We start from the raw sequence: 22,086 nt of genomic DNA on the forward strand, positions 1-22,086 counted from the left end.
CCTTGATCACCAACCCTCTAATCCCACCCGGCGGCGGGCTTAAATCGCGGGGGGCGGCCCCCCCCCCCACCCCCCCCCGCCCGGCCCCCCCGCCCGTTGGCACACTCCCCGGTCAGGCACGGAAATCCGTACCGGAACGGGCGCAAAACCCGTCCGCTACGAAACCACCGCCGGATCCGCCGACTTGGCGATCCCCTCGTCGTTGTCCTCCTCGTCGCCCCCGGCGACCCCGCGCCGCTTGGAGACGTACACGGCGCCCACGATCACGACGAGCGCGAGGATGGCGATGAACACCCGTACGCCGACGCTCTTGTCGTCGCCGTACGAGAACTTGACGATCGCCGGGGCGATCAGCAGCGACACCAGGTTCATGACCTTCAGCAGCGGGTTGATCGCGGGGCCCGCCGTGTCCTTGAACGGGTCACCGACGGTGTCACCGATCACCGTCGCCTCGTGGGCCTCACTGCCCTTGCCGCCGTGGTGGCCGTCCTCGACGAGCTTCTTCGCGTTGTCCCACGCGCCACCGGAGTTGGCGAGGAAGACCGCCATCAGCGTGCCGGTGCCGATCGCGCCCGCGAGGAACGAACCGAGCGCGCCGACGCCGAGCGTGAACCCGATCGCGATCGGCGTGAGCACCGCGAGCAGGCCCGGCGTGGCGAGTTCGCGCAGCGCGTCCTTGGTGCAGATGTCGACGACGCGCCCGTACTCGGGTTTCTCCGAGTAGTCCATGATCCCGGGGTGGTCCCTGAACTGCCGCCGCACCTCGTAGACCACGGAGCCGGCGGACCGCGAAACCGCGTTGATCGCCAGCCCCGAGAACAGGAAGACGACCGCGGCACCCGCGATGAGACCCACCAGGTTGTTGGGCTGCGAGATGTCCATCATCAGGTTCATCGGCGCGCCCGCCCCCGTGACCTTCTCGCCCACGTCGCTCGCGGCCGTGGTGATCGCGTCACGGTACGAGCCGAAGAGGGCCGAGGCAGCGAGGACGGCCGTGGCGATGGCGATGCCCTTGGTGATGGCCTTGGTGGTGTTGCCGACGGCGTCCAGGTCGGTGAGCACCTGCGCGCCCGCGCCCTCGACGTCGCCGGACATCTCGGCGATGCCCTGGGCGTTGTCGGAGACGGGACCGAAGGTGTCCATCGCGACGATGACACCGACCGTGGTGAGCAGGCCCGTTCCGGCGAGCGCCACCGCGAACAGCGCCAGCATGATCGACGTACCGCCCAGCAGGAAGGCCCCGTACACGCCGAGGCCGATCAACAGGGCGGTGTAGACGGCCGATTCGAGCCCGATGGAGATGCCGGCGAGGACGACGGTGGCCGCGCCGGTGAGGGAGCTCTTGCCGATGTCCCGGACGGGACGGCGGCTGGTCTCGGTGAAGTAGCCGGTCAACTGCTGGATGAGCGCGGCCAGCACGATGCCGATCGCGACCGCGACGAGCGCGAGGACCCGCGGATCACCGTCCTTGGCCTTGATCGCCGCGTCCGTGACCCCGTCCAGTTCGGCGTAGGTCCCGGGAAGGTAGACGAAGACGGCGAGGGCGACCAGGACGAGCGAGACCACCGCGGAGATGAAGAAGCCGCGGTTGATCGCGGACATGCCGCTGCGGTCGGAGCGCCGGGGCGCCACCGCGAAGATGCCGATCATCGCGGTGAGCACGCCGATCGCGGGCACGATCAGCGGGAACGCGAGCCCGGAGTCGCCGAACGCCACCTTGCCGAGGATCAGCGCCGCGACGAGCGTGACGGCGTACGACTCGAAGAGGTCGGCCGCCATACCGGCGCAGTCGCCCACGTTGTCGCCCACGTTGTCGGCGATCGTCGCGGCATTGCGCGGGTCGTCCTCCGGAATGCCCTGCTCGACCTTGCCGACGAGGTCGGCCCCGACGTCGGCGGCCTTGGTGAAGATGCCGCCGCCGACACGCATGAACATGGCGATCAGCGCCGCGCCGAGACCGAAGCCCTCCAGGACCTTCGGCGCGTCGGCCGCGTACACGAGCACCACGCAGGAGGCTCCCAGCAGACCGAGCCCCACCGTGAACATGCCGACGACGCCACCGGTACGGAAAGCGATCTTCATGGCTTTGTGCGAGACGGTGGTGAGATCCTTTTCGGGCTCACCCTCCGCCGGGGTCGCTTCCCGTGCCGCGGCGGCCACGCGGACATTGCTCCGTACGGCGAGCCACATACCGATATAGCCGGTGGTCGCCGAGAACGCCGCGCCGATCAGGAAGAAGATCGACCGTCCGGCGCGCTGATTCCAGTCGTCCGCGGGAAGCAGCATGAGCAGGAAGAACACCACGGCGGCGAATACGCCGAGCGTGCGCATCTGACGTCCCAGATAGGCGTTCGCGCCTTCCTGGATCGCCGTCGCGATCTTCTTCATGCTGTCGGTGCCCTCGTCGGCCGCGAGGACCTGACGCACCAGGATCCCGGCGACCACGAGCGCTGCCACGGCGACGACCGCGACGACCGTCACGATGAGACGGTTGCCGTCCGTCAGAACCGCGGCTGCGAAGGTTGTGGGGTGGTCAAACTGATGAGGGGTAGAAAGCCCCGCCATTCGTCCTCCTTGACGCTTGGGCTGAGCTCAAGATGTGGACGGATTCTAGGTACCGGAACCTGATCAAAACAGTGTGCGGTAAGCGGAATTAGCCTTCACTTGCCCTTCAGCAAATGATCGACCGGCGTCCACGGACTCAAATGCAGTAATGCCCCAGAAGCATTGTCGCTTGATCGAATTATCACGCGGCCGGTCGTGAATCAATTCACGAAACGCCGTGCGCGATCACCGGAGTACACGATCACCCTATGGACGTGCGAGGTTTCCCGGACATGCCGAAGGGCCCCACCGAGTAGGGCCCTTCGGGACAAACAAAAAGAGGGACGGCTGTCAGGGAAGAGCCACGGCCGGCGGCGTGGTGGGCCAGCTCATCCTGATCAGTCCGCCGTGCTCTCCGGCGATGACTTCCACGTCGTCGACGAGGCCGCTGATGACCGCTAGGCCCATCTCGTCCTCCTCGGCCTCCGTGTCCGAGACGTCCGGGGCGGCGCCGGACGCCGCCCCTCCGGGAACCGAGCCCGGCGCCTCGTCACCGACCTCGATGGAGAACTGCTTCTCCTCCTCGATCAGGGTCACGTGCACCGGCGACGCGATACCGCCGCTCTGGTGCAGTCCGACGGCACGCGTACAGGCCTCACCGACGGCGAGCCTGACCTCGTCGAGGACGGCCTCGTCCACCCCGGCCCTGCGCGCCACCGCTGCCGCCACCAGTCGGGCGGTCCTGACGTGCTCGGGCAGCGCGCTGAAGCGGAGTTCAACGGTGGCCATACATCCCCCTCTGAACTACGGGCGTGCTGTCCGGGGGCCGGGCCGTGGGCCCGGTCCCCGATGTGTGCGATCCCGGACCCACGACCCGGGAGACCGGTCGTCAGTCGGTCGCGTTGACCGCCTCGTCCACCGAGGTGTGGATCGGGAACACCTTGGTGAGACCGGTAATACGGAAGATCTTCAGAATGCGCTCCTGGTTGCAGACCAGGCGCAGCGAGCCCTCATGGGCCCGGACGCGCTTGAGGCCGCCCACCAGCACGCCGAGCCCGGTGGAGTCGAGGAAGTCCACGCCCTCCATGTCGACGACGAGGTGGAAGCTACCGTCGTTCACCAGCTCGACCAGCTGCTCTCGCAGCTTGGGCGCGGTATATACATCGATTTCGCCGCCGACCTCGACGACCGTGCGGTCGCCGTTAGGGCCGGACACATTGCGAGTCGACAGGGACAGGTCCACGGATCCTCCAGCACCTTGCTATCGAGCGGTCGCCCCATGGGACACCTCGGCAGAGCCCCCGGGACGGTTCGCCAGCCGCGATGGCATTCAATCACTTACCGGCAGGCGTGCACGACGCCTTGGGCCCATTGTCCGTCACGCCAGTGACACACTCGATGCCGATGGCCAAGAATCACCGATCCGATCGATCCACGGCGGACACCGCTTCCCGCCCGTCGCCGAGCACCGTTCTGGACCGGCTCGCCTCGGGGCCGAGCCGGGCTTCGCGCATCACTCATACGGAGCACTTGCCCCCGCGGGCGGGTCGCCATGCCGTCTGGCCCGACCGGATCCGTCCGGAGGTCGTCGCCGCGGTGCAGGCCGCGGGTGTCGAGCACCCCTGGGCCCACCAGGCGCGCGTCGCCGAGCACGCCCTGGACGGCGAGTCGGTGATCGTCGCCACCGGCACGGCCTCCGGCAAGTCCCTGGCCTACCTCGCCCCGGTCCTGACCGCCCTCCTGGAGGGCTCCGAGGCCCCCAACGGCCGAGGGGCCACCGCCCTCTACCTCGCGCCCACCAAGGCCCTGGCAGCCGACCAGCGCCGCTCGGTGAAGGAACTTTCACGACCGCTGGGCAATGCCGTACGCCCGGCCGTGTACGACGGCGACACGCCTTTCGAGGAACGCGAATGGGTACGCCAGTACGCCAACTACGTCCTGACCAACCCCGACATGCTGCACCGCGGGATACTGCCCTCCCACCCCCGCTGGTCCTCCTTCCTGCGCGCCCTGCGCTACGTCGTCATCGACGAGTGCCACACCTACCGCGGCGTCTTCGGCTCCCACGTCGCCCAGGTACTGCGCCGTCTGCGCCGCCTGTGCGCCCGCTACGGCGCCTCTCCCGTCTTCCTGCTGGCCTCCGCGACCGCCGCCGAACCCTCCGTCGCGGCGCACCGCCTGACCGGCCTGCCCGTCGTCGAGGTCGCCGACGACGCCTCCCCGCGAGGGGAACTCGTGTTCGCCCTGTGGGAGCCGCCGCTCACCGAGATGCACGGCGAGAAGGGCGCACCCGTCCGGCGCACCGCCACCGCCGAGACGGCCGATCTCCTGACCGACCTCACCGTCCAGGGCATGCGCTCGATCTCGTTCGTACGGTCCCGGCGTGGCGCCGAGCTGATCGCGCTCATCGCCCAGGAACGCCTCGCCGAGATCGACCGCTCGCTGACCCGCCGCGTCGCCGCCTACCGGGGCGGATACCTCCCCGAGGAACGCCGCGCCCTGGAGGCCGCGCTGCACTCCGGAGAACTCCTCGGCCTCGCCGCGACCACCGCCCTCGAACTCGGCGTCGACGTCTCCGGCCTCGACGCCGTCGTCATCTCCGGCTATCCGGGCACCCGCGCCTCCCTCTGGCAGCAGGCCGGCCGCGCGGGCCGCTCCGGGGAAGGCGCGCTGGCGATCCTGGTCGCCCGCGACGACCCGCTGGACACCTTCCTCGTCCATCACCCCGAGGCCCTGTTCGACCAACCGGTGGAATCCACGGTCCTCGACCCGGACAACCCGTACGTCCTGGCCCCCCACCTGTGCGCCGCCGCCTCCGAGATCCCTCTCACGGAAGAGGACCTGGAGCTCTTCGGGCCCGCCGCGGCCGGCCTGCTGCCGCAGCTGGAGGCCGCGAAGCTGCTGCGCCGACGGACCACGGCCTGGCACTGGACGCGCCGGGAGCGGGCCGTCGACCTGACCGACATCCGCGGGGGCGGCGGCAGCCCGGTGCAGGTCGTCGAGACCGGGACCGGCCGGCTGCTCGGCACGGTCGACGAGGGCGCCGCCCACTCGTCGGTCCACGAGGGCGCGGTCCATCTGCACCAGGGCCGTACGTACCTGGTGCGCAAGCTGGACCTGGAGGACTCCGTAGCCCTGGTCGAGGAGGCCAGCCCGCCGTACTCGACGGTCGCCCGCGACACCACCACCATCGCCGTCCTCGACACGGACATCGAAGTCCCTTGGGGCGACGGCCGGTTGTGCTACGGCTCCGTGGAAGTCACCAACCAGGTCGTCTCCTTCCTGCGCCGCCGTGTCATCACCGGCGAGGTGCTCGGCGAGACGAAACTCGACCTCCCTCCCCGTACGCTCCGTACCCGTGCCGTCTGGTGGACGGTCACCGAGGACCAGTTGGACGCGGCCCGGATCAACCCGGAGATCCTCGGCGGCGCCCTGCACGCCGCCGAGCACGCCTCGATCGGCATGCTGCCGCTGTTCGCCACCTGCGACCGCTGGGACATCGGCGGCGTCTCCGTCCCGCTCCACCCGGACACGCTCCTGCCCACCGTCTTCGTGTACGACGGCCACCCGGGTGGCGCCGGATTCGCCGAGCGCGCCTTCCACACCGCCCGCTCCTGGCTCACGGCCACCCGCCAGGCCATCGCCTCCTGCGAGTGCGACGCGGGCTGCCCCTCCTGCATCCAGTCCCCCAAATGCGGGAACGGCAACGATCCCCTCCACAAGCGGGGCGCCGTACGCCTGCTCACGGAACTCCTCCGGGCGGCACCGGAGGAGCCGGGTCCGAAGGCGCCGGTCCGGGAGTAGTCCGGGCGGCGGGTCAGGGCCGAATGGGTGAGACCGGCGGTCGGCCGGATGAAAGTCGGGGGCCCATGGGCCGAACGGGTGAATCGCGGGTGCGTGACGGTGCCGGCCGGGATCCCGGGGGCGTGGTGGAACCCATGGACTCCACCGGCCCCGCCCTGGATCTGACCTCGGCGGTGATCGGTCCGGTTCCGGACGACGCCGTCACGTCCGAGATCTGTCCCTCGACCTCGCACCGCACGAGCCGCGCGCCCTGGGCCCGGGCCACGCGGTCCGCCCGGGCGCAGGCCGCCGTGCCACCGTCACTCCAGTGGTCCGCCGCGGCGAGGGCCGCCAGGTCCGCGGCCCCTGCGGCCCGGTGCCGCACCACGACGGCCTGTCCCATCGACAGCACCGCTCCGAAGACGGCACACAGCACAGCGATCGCGCCCACCGTCCACACCGTCGCCGAACCCCTGTCGCAGGACCCCCACCACCGGACACGACGGCCCCTTCCCACGGATGACCGCGCCCACCGCCGACGGCTACCGCCCCTCATTTCCCGTCCACCCCCACAGCCGTATCCCCCACCGTCTCCTCCGCCAGCGCCACCGCCTCGTCCTTCAGTTCCAGGGACAGAGCGGCGGGACCGGGGGTCCTCGCGCCGACGGTGACCCGGACCAGGTCGCCTTCCCGGCCCACCGTGACCTTCGCCCCGGGCGGGGCCGCGCGACGGGCCGTCGCCAGGACCGATTCCGCCGGGTCCTGGCGCGCCGCCGCACGGGCGCCCGCCCTCGCCGCGTCCACGCACCGGATCTGCGCGGACGCGGCGAGCAGGGCCCAGACGAGCGCCATGCCGACGAGCACCAGAGAGGGCAGGACCACGGCGGCCTCCGCGGTGACGAATCCACCGTCCCGGCGCAGGACCAGGCAGGCCCTCAACCGGGCTCGCGCCAGGCGGCCTTCACATCTGGACATTGAGCGCCCGCCCCACGATGCCCTGCAGTTCCTCACCGACCTGCCCGCTCGTCACCACCTTGTAGAGCGCGGCCGCGAAGGCCACCGCCGCGATGACGCCCACCGCGTACTCGGACGTGACCATCCCCGCGTCCTTCCGCCCGGCGACGGACACGAGCCTCCGAGCCCACGGCCGCGCACCCTCCGGCCCCTGCCCCCGCCTCTGCTGCTGCTCCTGCCCTTCTCCCTGCTCCCGTCCACGCTCCAGTCCGAAAACCCACGCCATCCTGCTCATTTCAACCTCCTTGAGATTCATCCCTGCCGGTCACTTCGTCCGGTTGCCGTTCACCGCTCACCCCTGCCGCCGCCCGTCACCCACCACCCCCTCGCAGCAGTCCGTCCGCCAGCCCGATCACCACGGGCAGCACCCCGATCGCGAGAAAGGCGGGCAGGAAGCACAGCCCCACCGGGGCGGTGACCATGACGGCCGCCCGGCGTGCCCGCGCCGTCGCGGTGCGCGCCCACTCGGCGCGGGCCTCCGCCGCGAGCCGGCCGACCGGCACGGCCGCGGGCACGCCCGACTCGCCCGCCCGCTCCAGCAGCCGCGCCAGCCCCCGAGCTCCCGGCAGCGACGCCAACCTCCGCCACGCGTCGACCGGTTCACCGCCGAGCCGCACCTCCGCAGCGCCCCTGGCAAGCCGCTCGCCCACCGGCCCGCCCAGCGCCTCGCCGACGGCCTGGGCGGCCGCGACCGGACTCGCCCCCGCCGCGATGCAGGCGGCCACCAGGTCGGCCGCGAGGGGCAGTTGGCGCGCGGCGGACGACACGTCGTACTCCTCCGGGGCTGCGGGACTCCGCCGCCGCAGCCACCACCGGATCCCGAACCCGGCCACCAGCCCGACCAGAACTCCGGCGAGACCGCCGACCAGGACCCAGCCGGCGCACATGACACCCAGCGGGGGCAGCCAGCGTCGGCCGTGTTCCCGCACCTCATGGCGCCGCGGCGACAGCGCGGGCCGCGGAAGCAGCAACGCGGCCAGCCGTCCGCGCACTCTCCTCGCCCGCCGCACGGTCACCAGCCAGCGGGCAGGCGAACCGAGCAGGAGCACCCCGCACACAAGTACCCCCAGCCTGTGGACGGTTTCCGCGCTCACGCCGTCTCCGCCCCTCGTACGATCCGCAGCGCCCACCACAGCCCCACGCCTTCCAGCACACCGCCGACCAGCAGGCAGCCCAGCCCGGGACCGGTGTGCAGCAGCACGTGCAGGGGATCGGCGCCGAGCGCGGTACCGAGCAGGAGACCGAGGACCGGCAGGCCCGCGAGCATGGAGGCCGTCGAGCGGGATCCGGCCAACTGGGCACGCATGTCGGATCTTTGGTCCCGCTCGGCCCGCAGCGCGGCCTCCAGCCGGTCCAGTCCCGCCGCGAGCCCCGCACCCCGGTCCACGGCCACGCGCCAGCACGCGGCGAGCCCCACCAGCCCGTCGGCTCCGGGCTGACGCGCCGCCTCGGTGAGCGCGTCCGGCACATCACCGCCGAATCTCGCCGCGGCCAGCACCAACGGCTGTGCGTCGGCGAGTCCGTCCGAGTCGCGTGCGGCCGCGAGCAGCGCCTCACCGGGCTGGCGTCCGGCGCGCACCTCACCGGCGAGTGCCCCGCACAGGGCGATCACCGCGTCGCCACGCCGTTCCCGCTCGCGCCGCGCCTCCCCCGCTCTCCGCACCCGGCGCAGCAGGGGCATGCCGACGGCCCCGAGGAGAAGAGGCACGGCCGAGGTGCCCAGGAGCGCGATCACCGTCCCCGCCACCAGCGACCAGGCTTCGGGCCGCAGCCGTCCGCGCAGCCGTCGCCAGTCGGCACGAGCCCGCTCCCACAGCGGCGGCCCGGTCGCCGCCCCGCTGCCGGCGAGCAGGGCCCTCGCCCTGCGCGCGCCCGCGCCGTGCCCGCCGATCAGCCAGGCCGCGATCCCGGCACACGCCGCGGCCGCTCCCCCGGGTGCGTCCGCCATCTCACCGATCCTCATCCGCTCCCCCGTTCTCACCCCGGTGTCCGGCCCCTGTCAGGACCTGGGCGCCCACCGCCCCCGAAGGGCTCCTTCCGCTTCCCCCGTCCGAAGGGGCCTCCCCTCTCCCGGGACCGAGCGGCTCGCGAGACCCCGGGCTTCGACGCCCCGGGCTTCGGTGTCCCTGGCTCCCCTCCCGAAGGAGCTCCCGCAGCCGCTCCCACCCCCGCTCGTACGCGAAGGCGTCCTCGCCCCACCTCAGCGCGGGCACCGTCACCACCAGCCCCGACGGGTCGCGCTCCAGCACGTGCACCTCGGCGATCCGGCGCCGCCCGGTCCGGTCCCGTACGAGATGCAGGACCACGGAGAGCGCCGCCGCCAGCTGACTGTGCAGCGCGGCCCTGTCGAGCCCGGCCGCCGTGCCCAGGGCCTCCAGCCGGGCCGGGACCTGCGCCGCCGCGTTGGCGTGAAGCGTTCCCGAGCCGCCTTCGTGTCCTGTGTTCAGGGCGGCCAGCAGCGAGACGACCTCGGGACCGCGCACCTCGCCGACCACCAGCCGGTCCGGTCTCATCCGCAGTGCCTGCCGGACGAGGTCCTGGAGCGAGACGAGGCCGACGCCTTCCTGGTTGGCGGGCCGTCCTTCCAGGCGCACCACGTGCGGATGGTCGGGCCGCAGCTCGGCCGAGTCCTCGGCGAGCACGATCCGCTCGCCCGGACCCACCAGTCCCAGCAGCGCACTCAGCAGGGTCGTCTTGCCCGAACCGGTGCCTCCGCTGATGAGGAAGGACAGCCGGGCGTCCAGCAGCGCTCTGAGCACCCGGTCCCCGCCGGGCGGCACCGTTCCCGCCGCCACCAGCTCGTCGAGGGTGAACGCGCGTGGCCGTACGACACGCAGGGAGAGGCAGGTGGAGCCGACGGCGACCGGTGGCAGCACCGCGTGCAGCCGGGTCCCGTCCGGGAGCCTGGCGTCCACCCAGGGGCGGGCGTCGTCGAGCCGTCTGCCGGCCACCGCCGCGAGGCGCTGCGCGAGACGTCGTACGGCCGCCGCGTCCGGGAAGGACACGGAGGTCAGCTCCAGCCCGCCGCCACGGTCCACCCAGACCCGGTCGGGCGCCGAGACGAGCACGTCGGTCACCGACGGATCGGCGAGCAGCGGTTCCAGCGGGCCGCTGCCGACGAGCTCGGAGCGCAGCCGCTCGGCCGCGCCGAGGACCTCGGCGTCCCCGAGCACCCTCCCCTGCTCGCGCAGCGCCTGTGCCACGCGCGCGGGGGTCGGTTCGGATCCGTTCTCGGCCAGCCATTGGCGTACGCCGTCCAGGAGGCCTGCGCCTCCGTCCGGGTTCATACGCCCCCTCCTTCGACCGGAACCCGCTCCCAGAAGGCCGTGCAGAACCGGGCCAGCGGCCCCTTCGCGGCGCTTCCCGGCGGCGGGCCGCCGTCGAGCGGGAAGGACTCCGCCGGCAGTTCGCCCACCAGGGGCAGGTCGAGCAGACGGGCGACCTCACGGTCGTCGAGGCCCGGCGCGCACGGTCCGCGGACCACGGTCCGCAGATCGCGCAGGACCATGCCGACCGCGGACGCCACCCGCCCGGCCGCCGCGACGGAGCGCAGGTCGGCGGGGACCACCAGCAGCCCCATGTCGAGCTGGGCGAGGATCTCCGCGACGCCTTCGTCGACACGGCGGGGCAGGTCGACGACCACCACGCCCCCGCGCCGTCTGGCGGCGGCCAGCACCGCGCGCACCGCTTGCGGGGGAACGGTGACCGCGTCGCTCCGGTCCCAGCTCAGAACCCGCAGGGCGTGCAGCCTGGGCAGGGACTCCTCCAGGGCGCCGCCGCCGACCCTGCCCCGGGAGGCCGCGAACGCCGGCCAGCGCAGCCCCTCGGCCGTCTCTCCACCCAGGAGTACGTCGAGTCCGCCTCCGAGAGGGTCCGCGTCCACGAGCAGGGTGCGCTTCCCCTCACGCGCGGAGGTGACGGCGAGCGCGCACGCCAGCGTGGAGGCGCCGGCCCCGCCGCGGCCGCCGACCACGCCGACGGTGAGAGCGGGCCTGCCGACTCCTTCGGCCACGTCCGCGATGCGGTCGACGAGCCACTGCTCGCCGTCCGGCAGCACGAGGACGTGATCGGCGCCGATCTCGACGGCACGCCGCCAGACTCCGGAATCGTCCTGGTCCCGGCCGACCAGGACCACTCCCCTTCTCCGCGCGGCGCACCGCACCCGCGGTGCCGCGTCGTCACCGACCAGGACGAGGGGTGCCGCCTCCCAGCTGCCCCTGCGTTCCGGAATCCCGTGATGGACCTCGGGCCGCGCGCCCGCCGCGGCGCACAGGCGCAGCAGGTCGTCGAGGAGGTCGACGTCCTCGGTGACGATCAATGGCCCGCCCTGCCGCCCCTCGGCGGCGGGCGGCCGGTCATGGGTGATGGCTCCCGCCACGATCTCCAGCCCCCTTAGCTGCTTCTTGCGCGGGGCCCTCCAGGACCCCGTGATTCCCGCTCGTGTGAAGAACCGTCAAGCGGCCTCCATATGAACGGCCGATACGAACCGGCCAAACGCGTCCGGCAAACGGAACGGCCATGAACTGGCCGCGAACCGAGCGCGTGAGAATCACGGTGGGGCGATCCCGGAAATCGTGTGGATCTTGGTCGAAAACTGTGGACAACCCGGCGGCTGTGAATATCGCCTTCACGCCTACCGGTGAACGCTCAACGGCTTCCGCAGAGCATCCCGACGACTACGCACAGTGACGGATCATGGGCGCACGGAGGGCGCGGAATCAACGGTGCCGGGAACACTCCGGGACCGCGCAGAAACGGAGAAAACCCATCCGGACATGCGACGACCCCCGCCGGGGGGGAGAGCGGGGGTCGTCCCCACGGCCGACTCGGGGGGGGAGGAGTCGGACCGGGTTAGCACGGTCGCGAACGATCCGTGACTTCCATGGTGTACCCGAGAGCCCTCTCAGGCAAACCCACACGCCTCACCTTACGCCGAATGGTGGGCCCTATGCTCGACCTCGTGGAAAACCACTCCTTGCCTCGTACAGCAGCCTTCTTCGACCTGGACAAGACGGTCATTGCGAAGTCGAGCACGCTCACCTTCAGCAAGTCGTTCTACCAAGGCGGACTGATCAACCGCAGGGCGGCCTTGCGCACCGCATACATCCAGTTCGTGTTCCTGGCGGGCGGCGCCGACCACGACCAGATGGAGCGCATGCGCAAGTACCTGTCCTCCATGTGCCGCGGCTGGAACGTCCAGCAGGTCAAGGAGATCGTCGCCGAGACCCTGCACGACCTCATCGACCCGATCATCTACGACGAGGCCGCGTCGCTCATCGAGCAGCACCACAAGGCCGGCCGCGACGTCGTGATCGTGTCCACGTCCGGCGCCGAGGTCGTGGAGCCGATCGGCGAGCTGCTCGGCGCCGACCGCGTCGTGGCGACCCGCATGGTCGTCGGCGAGGACGGCTGCTTCACCGGGGAGGTGGAGTACTACGCCTACGGACCGACGAAGGCCGAGGCGATCAAGGAGCTGGCCGCGTCCGAGGGCTACGACCTGCCCCGCTGTTACGCCTACAGCGACTCGGCGACCGACCTGCCGATGCTGGAGTCCGTCGGACACCCGCACGCGGTGAACCCGGACCGCGCGCTGCGCCGCGAGGCGGTCGCCCGCGAGTGGCCGATCCTGGACTTCCACCGCCCGGTCCGGCTGAAGCAGCGGCTGCCCGGCCTGTCCGTGCCTCCCCGCCCGGCCCTCGTCGCGGCGGCCGCGATAGGAGCCGCGGCGGCCACGGCGGGACTCGTCTGGTACGCCAGCCGCCGCCGATCGACGGCCGTATGAACTCCCCTGCGCGCGCGGGAGTTCCATCGAAGTCCATTTCTCACCGTTTTGAACCTAAAAGTAAAGAAGTGCGGTAAGGGGTTTCGCTTCCTCCGGACCTGGAGTACAAAGGGTTTAACGGCCCGCGAGACCAAGGACATCCGAGAGGATCACCTTCAAACGCTACAAGGCCCCACGGACCGAGCATGGACATCGGGCACCCACGCGACGTCGACCCGTCGATTACGGGCCAGCCGCACCAGGTGACGGGCAGAAGATCCCGACCTGATGGGCAACACATCGAGGACGCTTGGTAACTCGGTGAACATGCCAGCGGCGGTACGAGTTCTCGTACCGCCGCAACCCTTTTCAGGACGTTCGGGCACCCGTCACGCGGCGCCGCGCTGCAGCGCCTCGCAGACCGCGGCCGACTCCCTCGCGCCCAGTTCGACGGCCCGGCCGCAGTGCGCGATCCAGGCGGCCATGCCGTCCGGGGTGCCGGAGACGTAACCGTCCAGCGCCGCGAGATAGGCCGCACGGCCGAGTTCCGCGTGGCCGACCTCCGCAGGGCAGATGGACTTCGGGTCGAGACCGCTGCCGATCAGGACGATGCGCTCGGCGGCGCGCGCGACCAGTCCGTTGTGCGAGGCGAAGGGGCGCAGCGCGATCAGTTCGCCGTGCACGACCGCCGCCGTGACCAGGGCCGGGGCCGAACCGCCCGCGATGATCAGTTGGGACAGCCCTTCGAGACGGCCCGCGACCTCGTCCGCGTCCGGCAGCGGCAGCTCCACCAGCGGCTCGTCGGCCTTCTCCCCCGCCTGCCTCGGCCGGCCCACCGCCTCACCCCGGTCGGCCGCCGCCACCAGGTGGAGCCGGGCCAGTACGCGCAGGGGCGACTGCCGCCAGATGGACAGGAGCTGGCCCGCCTCGGCGGTCAGCCGCAGGGCGGCGCCGACCGTGCGCTCCTCCTCCCCCGCGCTGAAGTCGGTGCGCCGGCGCACCTCTTCGAGGGCCCAGTCGGCACCGGACAGCGCCGCGGAACCACGGGCCCCGCGCAGCGCCGCCTCGGACGTGATCTCGTTGCTGCGGCGCCGCATGATCCGGTGTCCGTAGACCCGGTCCACGGCCTTGCGCACGGACTCCACGGAATCGGCCACCCCGGGAAGTGAACCGAGGGCCGCGAGCGGATCGGCGGTCGCACCTGTCGTACTCATGAGTACGACATTACGCACCCCGGCCCCGCGCCCCACGAAGGAGTGGTCTTCTTCACGCGGGGCGAGCACCGATAGCGACCGTCGCACTACGCTTGGTGAACATGAAAATTGCTTTCGTCGGGAAGGGTGGCAGCGGCAAGACCACCCTGTCGTCGCTCTTCATCCGCCACCTCGCCGCCGCGGGGGCACCTGTCGTCGCCGTGGACGCCGACATCAACCAGCACCTGGGGGCCGCGCTCGGGCTCGAAGAGACGGAGGCCGCGGCGCTCCCCGCCATGGGCGAGCGGCTGCCGCTCATCAAGGACTACCTGCGCGGCACCAACCCGCGCATCGCGTCCTCCGAGACGATGATCAAGACGACCCCGCCCGGCGAGGGTTCCCGGCTGCTGCGGATCGGTGAGACCAATCCGGTGTACGACGCCTGCGCCCGGCCGGTGGAACTCGACGGCGGCGTCGTCCGTTTGATGGTCACCGGCCCGTTCACCGAGGCCGATGTGGGAGTGGCTTGCTACCACTCCAAGACCGGTGCCGTGGAGCTCTGCCTGAACCACCTCGTCGACGGCCCCGGCGAGTACGTGGTGGTCGACATGACGGCGGGCTCCGACTCCTTCGCGTCCGGCTTGTTCACCCGCTTCGACATCACGTTCCTCGTCGCCGAGCCGACCCGGAAGGGAGTGTCCGTCTACCGCCAGTACAAGGAGTACGCCCGCGACTTCGGCATCACCCTGAAGGTCGTCGGCAACAAGGTGCAGAACCAGGACGACATCGACTTCCTGCGAGCGGAGGCGGGGGACGACCTGCTGGTCGCGGTCGGGCACTCGGACTGGGTGCGCGCCATGGAGAAGGGCCGCCCGCCCCGGTTCGAGGCCCTGGAGGAGGCCAACCGGCGCTCGCTGCACGCCTTGCGGACGGCCGCCGACGCCACGTACGAGCTGCGCGACTGGGAGCGGTACACGCGCCAGATGGTGCAGTTCCACCTGAAGAACGCCGCCGGCTGGGGCAACGCCAGGACCGGGGCGGACCTCAGCGGACAGGTCGACCCCGGTTTCGTGCTCGGGGAAAGCCCTCTGGCCACCGCGTAGCCGGCGGACGGCCGGCAGCACCGCTCCGGGCCGAGCGGCGGACGGCCCGGAGCGTCACCACGGTCCGCCCGGCACGAAGGCCCGGAGCGTCGCCACGGCCTGACCTGCGCGAAGGCCCCGGAGTGGCCCGATCCGACCCGTGCGAGGGTCCGGGCGCCGCTACGGCTTGAGCGCCGGCGCCCCGGGGACGCCCTTCGGCGCCGGGGCCGGGCGGCCGGCGAGGAAGGACGCCCATCCCTGCTCAGGCGCCTCTCCGACACGGAGGCCGCGGAGCTTGTCGAGGGTGGCCGGGTCCTGCGCGTCGAGCCAGTCGGCCAGCTGCCGGAAGGAGACACAGCGCACCTCGGCCTTGGTGCAGACGCGCTCGACGACCGCGTCGACGGCGCGCATGTAGGTGCCGCCGTTCCAGGACTCGAAGTGGTTGCCGATGATCAGCGGTGCGCGGTTGCCCCCGTAGGCGCGTTCGAAGCCCTGCAGCAACCCGTCGCGCATCTGCCGGCCCCAGAGCTCGTGCTTGGCCGGGTCTCCCTGGGTCCGGGTGCCCGACTGGTTGACCATGAAGTTGTAGTCCATCGTGAGCTGCTCGTAGGAGTGTCCGGGGAAGGGCACGAGCTGCATCGACAGGTCCCACAGCCCCTCCTTCCTCCTCGGCCAGACCTGGTCGCCGACGCCGCTGGTGTCGTAGCGGAAGCCCAGTTCGCGGGCCGCCTTCATGAAGTTCTCGCGGCCCTCCAGACAGGGGGTGCGGGCGCCGATCAGCTCCTTGTCGTAGTCGAAGGGCAGCGGTGCCGCGTCCTTCAGGCCCGCGTTGGTCCTCCAGGACTTCACGAACGACTTCGCCTGGGCGATCTCGCTCTTCCAGTCCGCGACCGACCACTGGCCGACCCCGGCCTCCGCGCCGCAGAAGTGGCCGTTGAAGTGCGTGCCGATCTCGTCACCCTCCAGCCACGCGCCGCGCAGCTGCTCCACGGTGTCCGCGATGCCCTGCCCGTCGTTGAAGCCGATCGCCGAGCTGCCGGGCGAGTGCTGCGGCGGCCGGTACAGGTCCCGCTTGGCCTCCGGCAGCATGTACACGCCGCTCAGGAAGTACGTCATCGTCGCCCGGTTGGCCCGGGAGAGCTTGCGGAAGTGGGAGAACAGCTTCTGGCCGTCCTCGCCGGCGCCGTCCCAGGAGAAGACCACGAACTGCGGAGGCCGCTGCCCCGGCTTCAGCCGCTCGGGCCGCGGCAGACGCGGCTGCGGCCCGGTGTACGACGTGGAGCCGTCGCCGATCAGGCGGACCGCGGCCCCGGGCGCCTGGGCCCCCGCCGCCTTCTTCGCGCCCGGCACGCGTTCACGGGAGGGCGCACCGCCGCCCGCGCAGCCGGCGAGCGCCGTGGCACAGGCCGCGGCGACGGCCACACCCGCGGCGATCCTCTGGGTGGCGGCCATGCTCCGCCCTCCTTCTCCTCGGTCGGACAGCGTCGGCGGGGGCTCCGGCGCGGCTGTGCACCTTGGCGGCGCCGTCAAGGTGGCACGGGACCGAGAAGGAATAAATACGACAAGCCGATCAAAAACCCAATTCACTCCAGGGAGTGAATTAACGCCCCATTTGCTCCTATTTTCGACACCTGCCCTTTACTCTGCATTACGATCCATTTACCGAGCGTTGAAGAATCCCGCCGCTGCACGCCGTGACCCACGGCCGCGACCCGCCCCCCGCCACCGACGGCGGGGGACCACCTGTTCCGCGACCGCGCCGCCCCGGAGGAGACGGGAACCATGTCTGCCTGCGTCCCCACCCGCGCCGCCGACCCGACTCGGCCCGCACAGATCCACCAGCCCCACAGCCCCCCACCACCACCGCCCCGACGCTTCCGTGTCGCGGGTGCCGACCTCTCCGCCTCGATCTCGGTCTTCCTGATCGCCCTCCCCCTGTCCCTCGGAATCGCCCTCGCCACCGGCGCTCCGCTCCAGGCCGGCCTCGTCGCCGCCGCCGTCGGAGGAATGGTCGCGGGTCGGCTCGGCGGCTCACCGCTCCAGGTGAGCGGCCCCGCCGCCGGCCTCACCCTCGTCACGGCCGAGCTCATCCAGCACTACGGCTGGCGCGCGACCTGCGCCATCACCGTGATGGCGGGAGCCGCCCAGCTGGGCCTCGGCTGCCTGCGCGTGGCCCGCACGGCCCTGGCCGTCAGCCCCGCCATCGTGCACGGCATGCTCGCCGGCATCGGCGTGACCATCGCCGTGGCCCAGCTGCACATCGTGCTGGGAGGCGTCCCGCAGAGCTCGGTCCTCGACAATCTCGTCGGCCTGCCGGAGCAGGTGGCCCGCATGCACTCCGCGGCCGTGTCGATGAGCGTGCTCACCCTGGTGCTGCTGCTCGCCTGGCCGCGTCTTCCCGGGCGGACCGGGCAGGTGCTGCGCAAGGTGCCCGCCGCGCTGGTCTCCGTCGCCGGAGCCACCCTGACCGCCTCCGTCACCGGACTGACCCTGCCCAGGGTCGACCTGCCGTCGTGGAGCAGCCACGCGCTGGCCGGGCTCCCCGAGGGACCGGTGCTCGGGGTCGTCGCCGCCGTCCTCACCGTGACACTGGTGTGCAGCGTGCAGTCGCTGCTCGGGGCCGTCGCCGTGGACAAGCTGGTGAGCGGCCGCCCGGAACTCCAGGGCCGCGTGGGCCGTTCCCGTCTCGACCGGGAGCTGCTCGGGCAGGGTGCCGCCAACATGGTCTCCGGCGCGCTCGGCGGCCTGCCCGTCGCAGGGGTCGCGGTGCGAAGCTCCGCGAATGTGCAAGCGGGCGCCGTCAGCAGGAACTCCACGATCCTCCACGGCGTTTTCGTAGTGGTCGCCGCGCTGCTGATGGTCCCCGTCCTGGAGCTGATCCCCCTCGCGTCGCTCGCCGCCCTGGTGATGGCCATCGGCATCCAGATGGTGTCCCTGCTCCACATCCGCACGGTCACCCGGCACCGCGAGGTGCTGGTGTATGTCGTCACCACACTCGGCGTCGTGTTCCTCGGAGTCCTCGAGGGCGTGGCTCTGGGGATCTCCGTGGCCGTCGGTGTCGCCCTGCACCGTCTCGGGCGCACCCGCATCACCCACGAGGAGAGGGAAGGAGTCCATCACGTACACGTACGGGGCCAGTTGACGTTCCTCGCGGTGCCCCGGCTCAGCCGGACCCTGCACCTCGTGCCGCGAGGGGCGGACGTGGTCGTGCAACTGGACGGCTCGTTCATGGACCACGCGGCGTACGAGTCGCTGCAGGACTGGCAGAGCACCCACGTCGCCCAGGGGGGCACGGTCGATTTCGGCGGCCGGACCGGAACACGGATCGCCGAGCCCTCGACCTCCGGGCACTGCCGCTGCCGGCCCTGGACACCCTGGCGGAACCACCAGTGCGCCACTGCCGCCGAACCGGGGCTCCCGCCCTCGGAGGCGCCCTCGGACGGACAGGAGGAGGAGATGGGCGAGGCGACACCCAGCGGTCATCAACTCGCGCGCGGAATCAGCGCGTTCCAGCGCAACACCGCACCCCTGGTGCGCGACGAGCTGGCCCGGCTGGCCCGGGAAGGGCAGCGGCCGTCCCAGCTGTTCCTGACCTGCGCCGACTCCCGGCTCGTCACCTCGATGATCACGTCCAGTGGTCCGGGCGACCTCTTCGTCGTACGCAACGTCGGCAACCTCGTGCCGTTGCCCGGGAAGGAGAGCGGGGACGACTCGGTGGCTGCGGCCATCGAGTACGCGGTGGACGTACTGAAGGTGCGGTCCATCACCGTGTGCGGGCACTCCGGGTGCGGGGCCATGCAGGCTCTGCTGGCCTCGGAGCCGGGAGGGGCGCTCACACCGCTCAAGCGGTGGCTGCGGCACGGGCAGCCGAGCCTGGACCGGATGGCCGCCGAGGACAAGCCGCGCGCGCGGATCGCCGGACGGGCTCCCGCCGACGCGGCGGAGCAGCTCTGTCTGACGAACGTCATGCAGCAGCTGGAGCATCTACGGGCCCACGAGTCCGTGGCGCGGTCCCTTCGCAAGGGCACCCTCGAACTGCAAGGGATGTACTTCCACGTCGGGGAGGCTCAGGTGTATCTGCTGACCGAGGCCGACGGGGGCGAACTGTTCGATCACGTGAGCGCGTTCGATCACGCGGACGCGGCGAAGGAACTGCGCCGTCCGGCGTGACCGGGCGGTGGTGCGCGGTCCTGGTCGGCGGGGCCGCGCACCACTCAGGGCCTCGGCCGCCGGCTTTCCGGGCCCGCTCGTCGGCCGGGGCGCCCGTGTGCCCGGCCGGGACCCCGCGGCACGGACCGGCCCGCCCGGGCCGCCCGCCCTCTCCTCGTTCCCCTCCCCGCGGCGCGGACGACGTGCCGCCCGACGTGAACCCGGTGGCCGGCGCGTACGTGCCACAAGAAGAGGACGGACTCACGCGGTCTCGTGAAGGGCGGCGGGCCGTGCCGCGGGGCGCGGACCGGGCGCGCGGGCCGAGGAGGCGGGCGAACGGCCGGACCGGCCACACAGATAGGTCTAAACCAATTTCGGGTCGGCCCTTGTCACCGGGCCCCCGGTCTGATGAGCTGTGGCCTGGGACACAACGGACACCCTGGGAAAGGGAGATGTCGTGAGCAACGAAAGCCTGGCCAACCTGCTGAAAGAAGAGCGCAGGTTCGCGCCGCCCGCCGACCTGGCGGCGAACGCCAATGTCACCGCGGAGGCGTATGAGCAGGCCAAGGCTGACAGGCTCGGCTTCTGGGCCGAGCAGGCCCGTCGGCTGACCTGGGCCACCGAGCCGACCGAGACACTGGACTGGTCCAACCCCCCGTTCGCGAAGTGGTTCGCCGACGGAAAGCTGAACGTCGCGTACAACTGCGTGGACCGGCACGTCGAGGCCGGCAACGGCGACCGTGTCGCCATCCACTTCGAGGGCGAGCCGGGCGACAGCCGGGCCATCACCTACGCCGAGCTCAAGGACGAGGTGTCGAAGGCCGCGAACGCCCTCACCGAGCTGGGCATCGGCAAGGACGACCGCGTCGCCGTGTACCTGCCGATGATCCCCGAGGCCGTCGTCGCGATGCTGGCCTGCGCCCGCATCGGCGCCGCGCACTCGGTGGTCTTCGGCGGTTTCTCCGCCGACGCGATCGCCACCCGCATCCAGGACGCCGACGCCAAGCTGGTCATCACCGCCGACGGCGGTTACCGGCGCGGGAAGCCGTCCGCGCTCAAGCCCGCCGTCGACGACGCGGTGAGCCGGGTCGACGGGGTCGACAAGGTGCTGGTGGTGCGCCGCACCGGCGAGGACGTCGCCTGGACCGAGGGCCGCGATGTGTGGTGGCACGACATCGTCGGACGGCAGCCGGCCGAGCACACGCCGGAGGCGTTCGACGCCGAGCACCCGCTGTTCATCCTCTACACCTCCGGGACCACCGGGAAGCCCAAGGGCATCCTGCACACCTCCGGCGGCTACCTCACACAGGCCTCGTACACCCACCACGCCGTCTTCGACCTCAAGCCGGAGACCGACGTCTACTGGTGCACCGCCGACATCGGCTGGGTCACCGGGCACTCGTACATCACGTACGGACCGCTCTCGAACGGCGCGACGCAGGTGATGTACGAGGGGACGCCGGACACCCCGCACCAGGGCCGCTTCTGGGAGATCGTGCAGAAGTACGGGGTGACGATCCTGTACACGGCGCCCACGGCCATCCGTACGTTCATGAAGTGGGGCGACGACATCCCCGCGAAGTTCGACCTGTCCTCGCTGCGGGTGCTCGGGTCGGTCGGCGAGCCGATCAACCCCGAGGCGTGGATCTGGTACCGCAAGCACATCGGCGGGGACCGCACGCCGATCGTCGACACCTGGTGGCAGACCGAGACCGGCGCGATGATGATCTCGCCGCTGCCCGGGGTCACCGAGACGAAGCCGGGCTCGGCCCAGCGGGCGCTGCCCGGCATCTCCGCCACGGTGGTCGACGACGAGGCGAACGAGGTGCCCGACGGCGGTGGCGGCTACCTCGTGCTCACCGAGCCGTGGCCGTCCATGCTGCGCACGATCTGGGGTGACGACCAGCGGTTCCTCGACACGTACTGGTCGCGCTTCGAGGGCAAGTACTTCGCCGGGGACGGTGCCAAGAAGGACGACGACGGCGACGTCTGGCTGCTCGGGCGCGTCGACGACGTGATGCTCGTGTCCGGGCACAACATCTCGACCACCGAGGTCGAGTCGGCCCTCGTCTCCCACCCGGCGGTCGCCGAGGCGGCGGTCGTCGGCGCGGCGGACGACACCACCGGGCAGGCGATCGTCGCCTTCGTCATCCTGCGCGGGACGGCTTCCGCCGAGGACGACGGGCTGGTCGCGGAACTGCGCAACCACGTGGGCAGCACGCTCGGCCCGATCGCCAAGCCGAAGCGGGTCCTGCCGGTGGCCGAGCTGCCGAAGACCCGGTCCGGAAAGATCATGCGTCGGCTGCTGCGCGACGTGGCCGAGAACCGCGAGCTCGGTGACGTCACGACGCTCACCGACTCCTCGGTGATGGACCTGATCCAGGCGAAGCTGCCGGCCGCGCCCAGCGAGGACTGAGGCGGGGCCACCTCGCCGGACCGCCCCTGAGGGGTGGGGGGGGGGGGGGGGCGCGGGCGCCCCCCCCCCCCCCCCGGGGGGGGCCCCCCCCCCCCCCCCCCGGCGGGGGCCCCCCCCCGCCCGCCGGGCCCCCCCCCCCCCCCC

The 22,086-nt window shown here is 71.7% G+C and carries 17 protein-coding genes; 5 read left to right on the forward strand and 12 right to left on the reverse strand.

The annotated features are described in order from the left end of the window. Nucleotides 1-156: 156 nt before the first annotated feature. The 3 genes from ACFW6B_RS05780 to bldG all read right to left on the reverse strand — a co-directional run bounded on the left by ACFW6B_RS05780 (nucleotide 157) and on the right by bldG (nucleotide 3,787). Entirely contained in the window at nucleotides 157-2,565 is a 2,409-nt protein-coding gene (locus tag ACFW6B_RS05780) for a sodium-translocating pyrophosphatase (RefSeq protein WP_386592379.1), read from the reverse strand. 330 nt (nucleotides 2,566-2,895) lie between these two features. Continuing rightward, entirely contained in the window at nucleotides 2,896-3,333 is a 438-nt protein-coding gene (locus ACFW6B_RS05785) for an ATP-binding protein (protein WP_386592382.1), read from the reverse strand. A 100-nt stretch (nucleotides 3,334-3,433) separates the two neighbouring features. Then, nucleotides 3,434-3,787, reverse strand: a complete 354-nt coding sequence (gene bldG, locus ACFW6B_RS05790; RefSeq protein ID WP_037625427.1) for an anti-sigma factor antagonist BldG — start codon at nucleotides 3,785-3,787, stop codon at nucleotides 3,434-3,436. An 80-nt stretch (nucleotides 3,788-3,867) separates the two neighbouring features. On the opposite strand from bldG, the gene ACFW6B_RS05795 reads away from it, so the two are divergent. Then, nucleotides 3,868-6,348: a DEAD/DEAH box helicase gene (locus tag ACFW6B_RS05795; RefSeq protein WP_386592385.1), complete on the forward strand. Its 2,481-nt coding sequence runs from the start codon at nucleotides 3,868-3,870 to the stop codon at nucleotides 6,346-6,348. A 13-nt stretch (nucleotides 6,349-6,361) separates the two neighbouring features. Here ACFW6B_RS05795 and ACFW6B_RS05800 read toward each other — a convergent pair whose 3' ends face one another. From ACFW6B_RS05800 to ssd, 7 genes are all read right to left on the reverse strand, one after another. Next, nucleotides 6,362-6,883, reverse strand: a complete 522-nt coding sequence (locus ACFW6B_RS05800; RefSeq protein ID WP_386592386.1) for an Rv3654c family TadE-like protein — start codon at nucleotides 6,881-6,883, stop codon at nucleotides 6,362-6,364. Then, nucleotides 6,880-7,302, reverse strand: coding sequence for a TadE family type IV pilus minor pilin (locus ACFW6B_RS05805; protein ID WP_386592388.1), 423 nt, complete (start codon nucleotides 7,300-7,302; stop codon nucleotides 6,880-6,882). Before ACFW6B_RS05805 ends, ACFW6B_RS05800 begins: the two co-directional genes overlap by 4 nt. Continuing rightward, nucleotides 7,289-7,456 carry a DUF4244 domain-containing protein gene (locus ACFW6B_RS05810; protein WP_386592708.1) on the reverse strand — a complete coding sequence of 56 codons (168 nt, stop codon included), beginning with the start codon at nucleotides 7,454-7,456 and terminating at the stop codon, nucleotides 7,289-7,291. Before ACFW6B_RS05810 ends, ACFW6B_RS05805 begins: the two co-directional genes overlap by 14 nt. 196 nt (nucleotides 7,457-7,652) lie before the next feature. After that, nucleotides 7,653-8,435, reverse strand: a complete 783-nt coding sequence (locus ACFW6B_RS05815) for a type II secretion system F family protein (RefSeq protein ID WP_386592391.1) — start codon at nucleotides 8,433-8,435, stop codon at nucleotides 7,653-7,655. Next, nucleotides 8,432-9,289 (reverse strand): type II secretion system F family protein, encoded by an 858-nt coding sequence (locus tag ACFW6B_RS05820; RefSeq protein WP_386592393.1) that lies wholly within the window; start codon nucleotides 9,287-9,289, stop codon nucleotides 8,432-8,434. The genes ACFW6B_RS05815 and ACFW6B_RS05820 overlap by 4 nt, the downstream gene beginning before the upstream one ends. A 1-nt stretch (nucleotide 9,290) precedes the next feature. Further along, nucleotides 9,291-10,628, reverse strand: coding sequence for a TadA family conjugal transfer-associated ATPase (locus ACFW6B_RS05825; RefSeq protein WP_386592395.1), 1,338 nt, complete (start codon nucleotides 10,626-10,628; stop codon nucleotides 9,291-9,293). Further along, entirely contained in the window at nucleotides 10,625-11,719 is a 1,095-nt protein-coding gene (gene ssd, locus ACFW6B_RS05830) for a septum site-determining protein Ssd (RefSeq protein ID WP_386592397.1), read from the reverse strand. The genes ACFW6B_RS05825 and ssd overlap by 4 nt, the downstream gene beginning before the upstream one ends. A 570-nt stretch (nucleotides 11,720-12,289) precedes the next feature. On the opposite strand from ssd, the gene ACFW6B_RS05835 reads away from it, so the two are divergent. Further along, nucleotides 12,290-13,123: an HAD family hydrolase gene (locus ACFW6B_RS05835; RefSeq protein WP_386592399.1), complete on the forward strand. Its 834-nt coding sequence runs from the start codon at nucleotides 12,290-12,292 to the stop codon at nucleotides 13,121-13,123. A gap of 368 nt (nucleotides 13,124-13,491) precedes the next feature. Here ACFW6B_RS05835 and ACFW6B_RS05840 read toward each other — a convergent pair whose 3' ends face one another. Next, nucleotides 13,492-14,316 (reverse strand): oxidoreductase, encoded by an 825-nt coding sequence (locus ACFW6B_RS05840; protein ID WP_386592401.1) that lies wholly within the window; start codon nucleotides 14,314-14,316, stop codon nucleotides 13,492-13,494. 101 nt (nucleotides 14,317-14,417) lie between these two features. Here ACFW6B_RS05840 and ACFW6B_RS05845 point away from each other — a divergent pair, with 101 nt between their 5' ends. After that, nucleotides 14,418-15,398, forward strand: coding sequence for an ATP-binding protein (locus ACFW6B_RS05845; protein ID WP_386592403.1), 981 nt, complete (start codon nucleotides 14,418-14,420; stop codon nucleotides 15,396-15,398). A gap of 159 nt (nucleotides 15,399-15,557) precedes the next feature. Here the strand turns inward: ACFW6B_RS05845 and ACFW6B_RS05850 are convergent, their stop codons facing one another. Beyond that, on the reverse strand, nucleotides 15,558-16,829 hold the full coding sequence (locus ACFW6B_RS05850; protein ID WP_386592405.1) for a hypothetical protein: 1,272 nt from the start codon (nucleotides 16,827-16,829) through the stop codon (nucleotides 15,558-15,560). Between the two features lie 330 nt (nucleotides 16,830-17,159). Between ACFW6B_RS05850 and ACFW6B_RS05855 the strand changes: the two genes are divergently transcribed. Beyond that, entirely contained in the window at nucleotides 17,160-19,547 is a 2,388-nt protein-coding gene (locus ACFW6B_RS05855) for a SulP family inorganic anion transporter (RefSeq protein WP_386592407.1), read from the forward strand. A gap of 394 nt (nucleotides 19,548-19,941) precedes the next feature. Then, nucleotides 19,942-21,942, forward strand: a complete 2,001-nt coding sequence (gene acs, locus ACFW6B_RS05860) for an acetate--CoA ligase (RefSeq protein WP_386592409.1) — start codon at nucleotides 19,942-19,944, stop codon at nucleotides 21,940-21,942. Nucleotides 21,943-22,086: the final 144 nt, after the last annotated feature.

The sequence above is a fragment of the Streptomyces sp. NPDC058751 genome (assembly GCF_042746485.1).
Taxonomy (GTDB): domain Bacteria; phylum Actinomycetota; class Actinomycetes; order Streptomycetales; family Streptomycetaceae; genus Streptomyces.

What these genes read in the sequence shown, in the direction of transcription:
- ACFW6B_RS05780 (WP_386592379.1), bottom strand. Translation starts at nt 2,565, where the DNA reads ATGGCGGGGCTTTCTACCCCTCATCAGTTTGACCACCCCACAACCTTC.
- ACFW6B_RS05785 (WP_386592382.1), bottom strand. Translation starts at nt 3,333, where the DNA reads ATGGCCACCGTTGAACTCCGCTTCAGCGCGCTGCCCGAGCACGTCAGG.
- ACFW6B_RS05795 (WP_386592385.1), top strand. Translation starts at nt 3,868, where the DNA reads ATGGCATTCAATCACTTACCGGCAGGCGTGCACGACGCCTTGGGCCCA.
- ACFW6B_RS05800 (WP_386592386.1), bottom strand. Translation starts at nt 6,883, where the DNA reads ATGAGGGGCGGTAGCCGTCGGCGGTGGGCGCGGTCATCCGTGGGAAGG.
- ACFW6B_RS05805 (WP_386592388.1), bottom strand. Translation starts at nt 7,302, where the DNA reads ATGTCCAGATGTGAAGGCCGCCTGGCGCGAGCCCGGTTGAGGGCCTGC.
- ACFW6B_RS05820 (WP_386592393.1), bottom strand. Translation starts at nt 9,289, where the DNA reads ATGGCGGACGCACCCGGGGGAGCGGCCGCGGCGTGTGCCGGGATCGCG.
- ACFW6B_RS05825 (WP_386592395.1), bottom strand. Translation starts at nt 10,628, where the DNA reads ATGAACCCGGACGGAGGCGCAGGCCTCCTGGACGGCGTACGCCAATGG.
- ACFW6B_RS05835 (WP_386592399.1), top strand. Translation starts at nt 12,290, where the DNA reads ATGCTCGACCTCGTGGAAAACCACTCCTTGCCTCGTACAGCAGCCTTC.
- ACFW6B_RS05840 (WP_386592401.1), bottom strand. Translation starts at nt 14,316, where the DNA reads ATGAGTACGACAGGTGCGACCGCCGATCCGCTCGCGGCCCTCGGTTCA.
- ACFW6B_RS05845 (WP_386592403.1), top strand. Translation starts at nt 14,418, where the DNA reads ATGAAAATTGCTTTCGTCGGGAAGGGTGGCAGCGGCAAGACCACCCTG.
- ACFW6B_RS05850 (WP_386592405.1), bottom strand. Translation starts at nt 16,829, where the DNA reads ATGGCCGCCACCCAGAGGATCGCCGCGGGTGTGGCCGTCGCCGCGGCC.
- ACFW6B_RS05855 (WP_386592407.1), top strand. Translation starts at nt 17,160, where the DNA reads ATGTCTGCCTGCGTCCCCACCCGCGCCGCCGACCCGACTCGGCCCGCA.